The organism is Candidatus Obscuribacterales bacterium (genome assembly GCA_036703605.1).
Classification (GTDB): domain Bacteria; phylum Cyanobacteriota; class Cyanobacteriia; order RECH01; family RECH01; genus RECH01.
This window is the reverse complement of record DATNRH010000505.1, coordinates 1-8,703: the sequence shown is the minus strand read 5'-3', so window position 1 is coordinate 8,703 and position 8,703 is coordinate 1. Positions and strand designations below refer to the sequence as shown.

The 8,703-nt window shown below is 54.4% G+C and carries 6 protein-coding genes; 3 read left to right on the top strand and 3 right to left on the bottom strand.

Annotation, left to right across the window (positions count from 1 at the left end; genetic code table 11):
- The 3 genes from V6D20_10970 to V6D20_10960 all read left to right on the top strand — a co-directional run.
- Nucleotides 1-1,590: adenylate/guanylate cyclase domain-containing protein (locus V6D20_10970; protein HEY9816303.1), on the top strand; the 1,590-nt coding region annotated here is incomplete at its 5' end.
- Between the two features lie 638 nt (nucleotides 1,591-2,228).
- A complete protein-coding gene (locus tag V6D20_10965; GenBank protein HEY9816302.1) occupies nucleotides 2,229-3,254 on the top strand; it encodes a succinate dehydrogenase/fumarate reductase iron-sulfur subunit in 1,026 nt (341 codons plus the stop codon).
- A gap of 77 nt (nucleotides 3,255-3,331) precedes the next feature.
- Nucleotides 3,332-3,538, top strand: a complete 207-nt coding sequence (locus V6D20_10960; protein HEY9816301.1) for a chlorophyll a/b-binding protein — start codon at nucleotides 3,332-3,334, stop codon at nucleotides 3,536-3,538.
- A gap of 46 nt (nucleotides 3,539-3,584) precedes the next feature.
- Here V6D20_10960 and V6D20_10955 read toward each other — a convergent pair whose 3' ends face one another.
- From V6D20_10955 to V6D20_10945, 3 genes are all read right to left on the bottom strand, one after another.
- Nucleotides 3,585-5,066, bottom strand: a complete 1,482-nt coding sequence (locus V6D20_10955) for a trypsin-like peptidase domain-containing protein (GenBank protein HEY9816300.1) — start codon at nucleotides 5,064-5,066, stop codon at nucleotides 3,585-3,587.
- A 463-nt stretch (nucleotides 5,067-5,529) separates the two neighbouring features.
- The gene (proB, locus tag V6D20_10950) at nucleotides 5,530-6,645 is read right to left on the bottom strand and encodes a glutamate 5-kinase (GenBank protein ID HEY9816299.1); all 1,116 of its coding nucleotides are present in this window, start codon (nucleotides 6,643-6,645) and stop codon (nucleotides 5,530-5,532) included.
- 88 nt (nucleotides 6,646-6,733) lie between these two features.
- A partial coding sequence (locus V6D20_10945; GenBank protein HEY9816298.1) for a PAS domain S-box protein occupies nucleotides 6,734-8,703 on the bottom strand: 1,970 nt, incomplete at its 5' end.

Genomic DNA, 8,703 nt, shown 5'->3' with positions numbered 1-8,703 from the left:
GAGGTGGGGCGATCGGGGGATGAGACGGGACGTATTTTCACCAGCTACGCCCTTGATCAACTAGGACGGCCAGCTCAAGTCCTAGATCAAACTCGCTTCTATGATCCCCGATTACGTCCCTGGTTTCGGAGTGCTATGCAGGCCCGTGAACCAACCTGGACCAGCATTTATCCAGATTTTAAAGAACGACGTCTTAAGGTGACCTTGGCCCAGCCTCTTTACACCATGGATCGGGAAATCTTAGGGGTGATTGGCACCGATTTTGTGCTGTCGCATATTAATGACATGCTGCGATCGCTGCAGGTGAGTCAGTCTGGCCAGACGTTTATTCTGGAATCATCTGGTTTACTGGTGGCCACATCGACGGAGGATGAGCCGTTTGTGGTGGAGGGCGATCGCGTCACTCGTTTAGCGGCCACTGACGTGGCCCATCCTCTCATTCAAGATACGGCTCAGTTTCTCAAGACTCAGTTCAACAGTTTGGAAGACATTGGTCGTCGCCAACAGCTTGAGTTTCGCGATCGCAATGGGCAACGGCAACTGGTGCATGTTGACTCGGTTTCCTATGGCAAAAACCTCAACTGGTTGATTGTGGTGGTGATCCCCGAATCAGATTTTATGGGGCAAATTTATGCCAACACGCGCACCACCATTGCCCTTTGTTTGCTGGCGCTGGTGGCAGCTACCTGGGTGGGGCTGTTGACGGCCCGCTGGATTACCTATCCCATTCTGCAGCTTAGTGAAGCAAGCCGCACCCTTGCGGACAGTGCAGCTAGGGCCAGCCTATCTCATTCTGATACGCTGCCCCGCATCCAGGTGCGGAATATTACGGAGTTGCAAGGCTTGGCGGATGCTTTTAACCAAATGGCCGATCAGCTACAAAAATCTTTTGCCGTCTTGGAGCAACGGGTGGCAGAACGCACGGCTGAGCTGTTGAGCGAACAGCAAAAATCAGAGCAGCTTTTACTCAATATTTTGCCCCAGAGTATTGCCCACCAACTGAAGCAAAACCAAACCTCGATCGCCTCTGCTGTGGAAGAAGCGACAATTTTGTTCGCCGATATTGTAGATTTTTCGCCTCTGGCCTCACGGCTGCCGGCGACGGAGCTGGTGGAACTGCTCAACAACATTTTCTGCGCGTTTGACCATCTGGTGGAAAAGTATCGCTTGGAAAAGATTAAAACTATCGGAGATGCCTACATGGTGGTGGGCGGATTGCCGGTGCCGCGTGCCGATCATGCAGAAGCGATCGCCCATATTGCCCTCGATATGCAAGACACCATTCGCACCTTCATGCGGGATGATGGTGAGCCGTTTCGTCTGCGCATTGGCATCAACACTGGGCCGGTGGTCGCAGGGGTGATTGGCAGCAAGAAGTTTATCTATGACCTCTGGGGGGATGCGGTGAATGTGGCCAGCCGCATGGAGTCCCATGGCACCTCTGATGGTATTCAGGTCACTCAAAGCACCTATGAACTACTAAACCATCAGTTTGTCTTTGAGTCTCGCGGGATGATTCACATCAAAGGTAAGGGAGATATGCAAACCTATTGGCTGATGGGGCGACAGGCTTGTTTGGAGTCTGCCTAGAGCTTCTTGTTCTAGCACTCTGTGGCGAAACGTTTCCCTGTAGTAGGGCACCATTGTTCCCTGAGCCTTGTTCCCTGAGCGAAGTTGAAGGGAACGTCGTTGATCCTAGTACCCGTAGCATCAGTAGGATGCGTTAGCGACAGCGTAACGCATCTCATGAAACGGTGCGTTACGGCTTCGCCTAACAGCGCCCCATAACGGAGACGATCGTTCGGGCTGTCACAACCCGTCTCCTGATCCTGATGGATGCCTCCTCGACCTAGCAACGCATCCAAGCCTCATGAAACGGTGCGTTACGGCTTCGCCTAACAGCGCCCCATAACGGAGACGATCGTTTCCTATACGTTGCCCCGTTTAGGGTGACAAAGAGTACACCCGTTAAACTCACGCTTAGCAAACATGTATCTTTGGTTATATTTCCTAGGCTAGCTGCTCTGGTCGTCTAGGCTGGTAGCTAGGTTCGTGGGTAGACTCCTGATCATCAGTCTAGCGATCGGCAGATGAGTGGTACGTTACTCTATTCAACGTTTCGCTCAGATCGGATTGGTATGGATGGGGTGCTGCCGGGTTGCGCGCTGCGTGACTCGTTTACGGGCCGGCTGTATCCGCCGTCTTCTTCCTCTAGAGTTCGCAACACTATGCAGGTTCAATTCAATATTCTCCGCCAAGGGCTGCAGCCCCGTTCTTATATGCAGTCGTTTACTCTGGATATCGATCCAGGTAGTACGATTCTGGACTGCTTGAATCAGATCAAGTGGCAGCAGGACGGTAGTTTGGCCTTTCGCAAAAATTGCCGGAATACCATCTGCGGTAGCTGCAGTATGCGGATTAACGGGCGATCGGCCTTGGCCTGTAAGGAAAATGTGCGCAGTGAGTTGGCTCGCTTGGAGGCCATTCAAGCCAGTCAAGGGAGCGATCGCTCCCCTAGTGACGCACTGCCTACGATCACGGTTGCACCGTTGGGAAATTTGCCGGTGCTCAAAGACTTGATTGTGGACATGGCTCCCTTCTGGGATAGCCTGGAGGCAGTGGATCCCTACGTGAGTACTAGCAGCCGTCAGGTGCCGGAGCGGGAATTTTTGCAGAGTCCTGAGGAGCGCGATCGCCTCAACCAAAACGGTAACTGTATCCTTTGCGGCGCTTGCTATTCGGAGTGCAATGCGCTGGAGGTCAACCCTGATTTTGTGGGCCCCCATGCCTTAGCCAAGGCTGCCCGCTTGGTGCTCGATGCGCGGGATGATACGACGGAAGCTCGCCTAGATGCTTATAACGATGGCAATCAAGGCGTTTGGGGCTGCACCCGCTGCCAGTTGTGCAATAGTGTCTGTCCCATGGATGTAGCTCCTATGGATCAAATTGGGCGCGTAAAGCAGCAAATTTTGGATCGCAAGGATGCTAGCGATAGCCGTTCGGTGCGCCATCGCAAGGTACTCGTCGAGTTGGTGAAGCAGGGCGGCTGGATTGATGAGCGCAAGTTTGGCATTCAGGTGGTGGGCAATTCCTTCCGCGATCTGCCGGGACTGTTGAGTTTGGGGCCTCTGGGGTTGCGGATGTTAGCCAGTGGCAAACTACCCCTGACCTTTGAAGCATCAGAGGGCCAGGCCCAGGTGCGATCGCTGATAGAAGCGGTGGAACAGTTAGAAGCCGAGTCGCCGGTCTCCTGATCTGTGCTGGGTAGGAGGAACAATCTACGCCAGAATCTGCGCTAGACTGCTCTCAGGCTGAATTGTGTAGACCACGTATGACCTCCCAACCCGATTCTCCAGATACTGTCCCCGCTGAATCCGTTGCTGAATCCGCTGAACCCCTTGCGCCAACGCCCGCCTTTGGCTGGACAGCCTACGCTGAACAGATCAATGGCCGCTTTGCCATGCTGGGCTTCATCGTGCTGCTGTTGATTGAGCTAGCCACCCGCCAAGATCTTTTCTCTTGGCTAGGGTTGCGGTAACGATGGAGGGCGATCGCTGCAGGATGGAAGGCGATCGCCCCTAGACTTAGCGAACGGTGAGGGTATAGCGCCCTTGTCCCGTGTTGTCGTAGGAATTAGCCAAAATCACATAGGTGCCGGTGCGTGGCAGGGTGGTGACAATGCGTGAGTTGAGGGTATTGGGCCCTGCATCATCATTTTGGTCAACCAGTTCTCCATTGGGCCCCAGCAGGATGAGATAGGTATCAAATTCATTGCTTTCCATGGAAATGGTCACGGTCTGCCCAGACGTGCCATAGAAAGAATGCTCTTGATAGTAGCTGCCATCTTCTTGCAACACCAGCGAGCCGGGGCCTAGCCGTCCTTGTTCATTCACAATCAAGCCATTGCTGGGACTGGGACGGCTAGTGGATGCGTTGGAGCCAGATTCTTGCAACCGCAGGCTATAGCGTCCGGTTTCGCCAGGCTGATAGGAATTGGCGAAGATCGTATAGGTGCCGCTGGCGGGCAGGGTCATTTCAATTCTGGAATTGGTGCCACCACCACCATCATCGTCTTGCATGATATCGACACCGTTGGGGTCTAGCAAAACGAGGTAGGTATCAAAGTCATTACTGTTCATGTCGATGACGATGCGCTGCCCAGCTCGCCCGTCAAAGTTGTAGACGTTGAAGTAGCTATTGTCAAAGGGTAAAACGTTACTGCTGGTATCGAGTTGTCCGCTGGTGGCCGCGCCGTTCACGGTGATGCGTTCGGCGGGGCGACTGCCGGTGTTGTTAGGGCGCTGGGCGACGGTGGGGGCTCGTCCTTCCCGCACGGCGGTGAGAAAGGGCTGAACGCGATCGCTAGAAATGGCAAAGCCGATGCCGATATTGCCGCCTTCTCCTGCGGTGAAAATTGCTGTGTTGACGCCGATGAGCTGTCCTTGGCTGTTGAGCAACGGCCCGCCAGAGTTGCCCCGGTTGATAGCCGCATCGGTTTGAATCATGCCGCGCTCGGGATCAATGCGGCTGACGATGCCCACGGTGAAGGTATTTTGGAATTGGCCGAAGGGGTTACCAATGGCAAACGCAGATTGACCGACAGCCACCGATCCAGGTGGGGCTAGGGGAAGGGTTGGTAAATTGCTTTGCCCTCGCAGGCGAATGGCTGCCAAATCCAGGCCGTCTTCAGCATAGGCGATCACATCTCCTTGGATGCGCTGCCCGTCTGACAAAATGACGGTGACCGTACTGGTCGATCCCACCACATGGGCATTGGTGAGCACCAGACCATCTGCGCTGATAATACTGCCGCTGCCAGTGCTATTGCCGGCCTCAATGGACACAACGGCTGGACTTGCATCTCGATAGATCCGTACTCGGGTTTCCTCTTCCACATTTTGGGCAAGGGCTGATGCCGTAGGTTGCCCAAAGCGGCTTAGGTTGAGTAGATCGATAGGCATGGCCATATCAAGGCTATGCAGAGCGATCGCTGCTGTGGTGGACAGAAGACCGAAGGCAACACGGTGGCGCAGTAAGTGTTTCATGGGAATCGGTAAAAAGGTCATGGCTGGAGGGCAACAAGCGATCGTCAACGGATAGTGATGGCACGGGGGATGACGGCCTTACTCCCATCATGCCTGAATGGATGCCGAGACAACAGGGAGGGCTATGAATTGGGGCTTTATGGTGGGAGACGGGCTAGATATGGACTATATGAACCTTAGAAGGCTCACAGCTAGGGGGAGATGCCGTCTTATTGCCCAACCCTGATCGATATGCCCAATACTGATCCATACACTGATCCGATCGCCTATTCCGCGTCGATCAAGCTATGGTTTAGTTCTATCATCTCGTTCTCGGGCATGGTAGCTAGACTGTACACCTGAACAAGCGACACATCGTGTGGAACTTCTCGATGGCTTAACCAGTCTCGCCTGGGTTGAGTCCCGGATCTGCTCAGGCTGGGCGATCGCCATGATCTAAGACGGCACGTTAGCCCGTGTCGTTCCACCCAGGCTGGACAAAACTCTATGTGGCGCTGAGCACTAGGTTATCGCGATGCACCACAGTTTCGGGAGCCATGTAGCCGAGGAGGTCAGAAATCTGTTCCGACTGACGACCTTGGATCTTTTGCAGTTCATCACTGGTGAAGTTCACCAAGCCTCTGGCAATCTCCCGCCCTTGGCGATCGCAGAGCTGGACGGCGTCCTGCTGCTGAAATTCTCCTTCCACCTCAGTGATGCCAGCAGCAAGCAGCGATCGCCCTGCCTCTTGAATAGCCTTAACGGCACCGGTATCTAAGTACAGCTTGCCCGAAGGTACCAATCCGTTGGCAATCCAGCGTTTGCGGGCCTTGTTGGGCTGGGGCTGGGGTTCAAACTGGGTGCCGAGGGGTTCGCCGTTGAGGATTTTGAGAATATTCTGGGGCGATCGCCCTTCGGTAATGGCCATGCGTACGCCAGCGGTGGTGGCAATGCGGGCCGCGGCAATTTTGGTCACCATGCCTCCGGTGCCCCAGCTTGAGCCGCGATCGCCCACCTCGACCATTTCCGACAGTTCATCGATGCGCTCTACTTGAATAATCGGTTGGGCATCGGGATGGTAGCGCGGGTCGGCGGAGTAGAGGCGATCTACATCGGTGAGCAAAAACAGCCAATGGGCATCAACTAAACTAGCGACGAGAGCTGAAAGGGTATCGTTGTCGCCAAATTTGAGTTCATCCACCGCCAGGGTATCGTTTTCGTTGACGATGGGGATCACGTTCAGCCGCAGCAGTTCTTGAAAGGTGCGATAGGCATTGACATAGCGGCTGCGCTGCACCAAGTCGCTACGGGTGAGCAACACCTGGGCGATGGGCTGCTGCAGGGTGGTAAACAGGTCATCGTAGACCCGCATCAACCGTCCTTGTCCTACAGCGGCAACGGCTTGCTTGGTGGCGATCGCTTTGGGGCGCTCGGTCATGCCTAGCCGTGCACAGCCTACTCCCACGGCTCCGGAGGAGACCAGGATCACCCGATGCCCCCGTCGTCGGAGTTGGCTGAGGGTTTCCACCAAGGCCGCGATGGTTGAAATTGACAGCAGACCCGTTTCTGCATGGGTCAGGCTAGAGGTACCAATTTTGATGACTAACGTTTGTGGGGTCATGGGGCGATCGCAAACAGGGCATCCCAAATTGTGACGGACAAATCCTTTCCTGCCAAGTCTATGGACTTTCTAGGGTGGTCAATGAGGGTCAATCGTTGAGGATAGCGCCCACCGATTCTGGAATCATAATCACAAACTCGGTGCCAACACCGAGCGTGGAGTGGCAGGTGAGGGATCCTTTGTGGCGATCGCAAATCACTTGGTGGCTGATGGATAGACCCAGCCCCGTGCCTTTGCCGACTGGTTTGGTGGTGAAAAAGGGGTCGAAGAGTTGCCGTTGCACCGACTCCGGCATACCAGGGCCGTTGTCTAAGATGCGAATCCGGATCCAGCCGGGGGTGGCTCGTTCGGTATGGATGGCGATCGCTGCCTTGGTGTCATGATAAACCTCGGGATGATCCTTCATATGGTCTTCCAAGGCATCGATGGCGTTGGATAAGATGTTCATAAACACCTGGTTGATTTGCCCGGCATAGCATTCCACCAACGGCAGATCGCCATACTGTTTCACCACATCAATTCCTTCACTGTTGTGTTTGGGCTTGAGGCGATTGTGCAGAATCAACAGGGTGCTATCGATGCCTTCATGGATATTGACGGCTTTTAGGTCGGCTTCATCGAGTCGGGAGAAGGTACGAAGAGAATACACAATTTCCCGAATGCGTTCTGCACCAATGCGCATGGATCTCAGTAGTTGGGGTAAATCTTCCACAAGGAAGTCAAGATCCATGTCTTCAATCTGCGTCTCGATGTCGTCGCCAGGCTGAGGATAGCGCAGGCGATAGTGACCGAGCAGATTCACAATATTGTTGATGTAATCAGTGGCGTGGCTTAAGTTGCCATAGATGAAATTAACGGGATTGTTAATCTCATGGGCGACGCCGGCCACTAGCTGTCCTAAGCTAGACATTTTCTCGCTTTGTACCAGTTGGGCCTGGGTGCGCTGGAGATCGTGGAGGGCATGTTCGAGATCCGCTGCCTGCTGCCGTAGCTGGATTTCTGCTTGCTTGCGTTGGCTGATGTCGCGGAAATACCAAACCCGGCCGTAGAATTCACCAGCGGGCGATCGCACGGGGGCAGAATAGCAATCGAACACCCGGCCGTCCTGAAGCAGCAGTTCTTCCCGGTTGGATTGATCAGGATGTTCGTAGAGAAAATCTACGGTTGTCAGAAAGACGTCGCTGTCGATCAACTGATCCAACAGCCGCTGGATCAAGAGGCGATCGCCCTCGGTGGCAATCTGATCCGGCAAAATGCCCCAAATGCCGCAGAACTGTTGGTTGTAGGAGGCGATACGCCGATGTTCATCGAGGATCAAGATCCCATCAATGGAGGCTTCTCGCTGGGCACGCAGGATGGCATTACTGCGTTTGAGAGCTCGTTCCGATCGTCGTCGTTCGGTTACATCCATGACGGCGGACACCACTCCCAACATTTCGCCGTTGGGTGCCATCAGCGGCGTGTTGTACCATTCGCAGAAAATCACGCGCCCGTCCTGGGTGATGTTTTCGTTGGTACTGCGATTACTTTGCTTGGTCGCGGATAGATGAACAAAAATATCTTGAACCTGATTGTGGAACCACTCGGGAACTAAAAAGTGGAAGGCTTGCCCGATCGCTTGCTCACGGGTGTAACCAAAAATGCGCTCGGCCGATGGATTCCAGTCTAAAATCTGTCCATCGGGTGTCCAGTCAATCACCGCCAGGGGAGTTTGCTGAATCAGCAGGGATAGCCGTTGCTGCGACTCCCGCAGTTTCTCTTGGGCCTGTTCTCGCTGGGTGACATCAACCGCCATAGATGAAATGCCGACCACATCTCCGGTGGCGGTCACCAACGGCACGTCATACCATTCACAGATGACGCGATCGCCTTGTTTGGTCACATTCTCGCCCACCTCTCGCAGTACCCGAGGGCTGAGAATCAGTTGGCTCATAATCTGCCGCACTTGGGGGCGTCGCCACTCGGGAATCAAAAAGCCTAGGGGTTCCCCCATGACCTCATCCCTGGAGTAGCCAAAGATCCGCTCCGCCGCAGGGTTCCATTCCCGCAGATTTAAAT

Bases quoted from the DNA above. Each gene is read 5' to 3' on its own strand.
- V6D20_10965 (HEY9816302.1), top strand. From the start codon at position 2,229: ATGCAGGTTCAATTCAATATTCTCCGCCAAGGGCTGCAGCCCCGTTCT.
- V6D20_10960 (HEY9816301.1), top strand. From the start codon at position 3,332: ATGACCTCCCAACCCGATTCTCCAGATACTGTCCCCGCTGAATCCGTT.
- V6D20_10955 (HEY9816300.1), bottom strand. From the start codon at position 5,066: ATGACCTTTTTACCGATTCCCATGAAACACTTACTGCGCCACCGTGTT.
- proB (HEY9816299.1), bottom strand. From the start codon at position 6,645: ATGACCCCACAAACGTTAGTCATCAAAATTGGTACCTCTAGCCTGACC.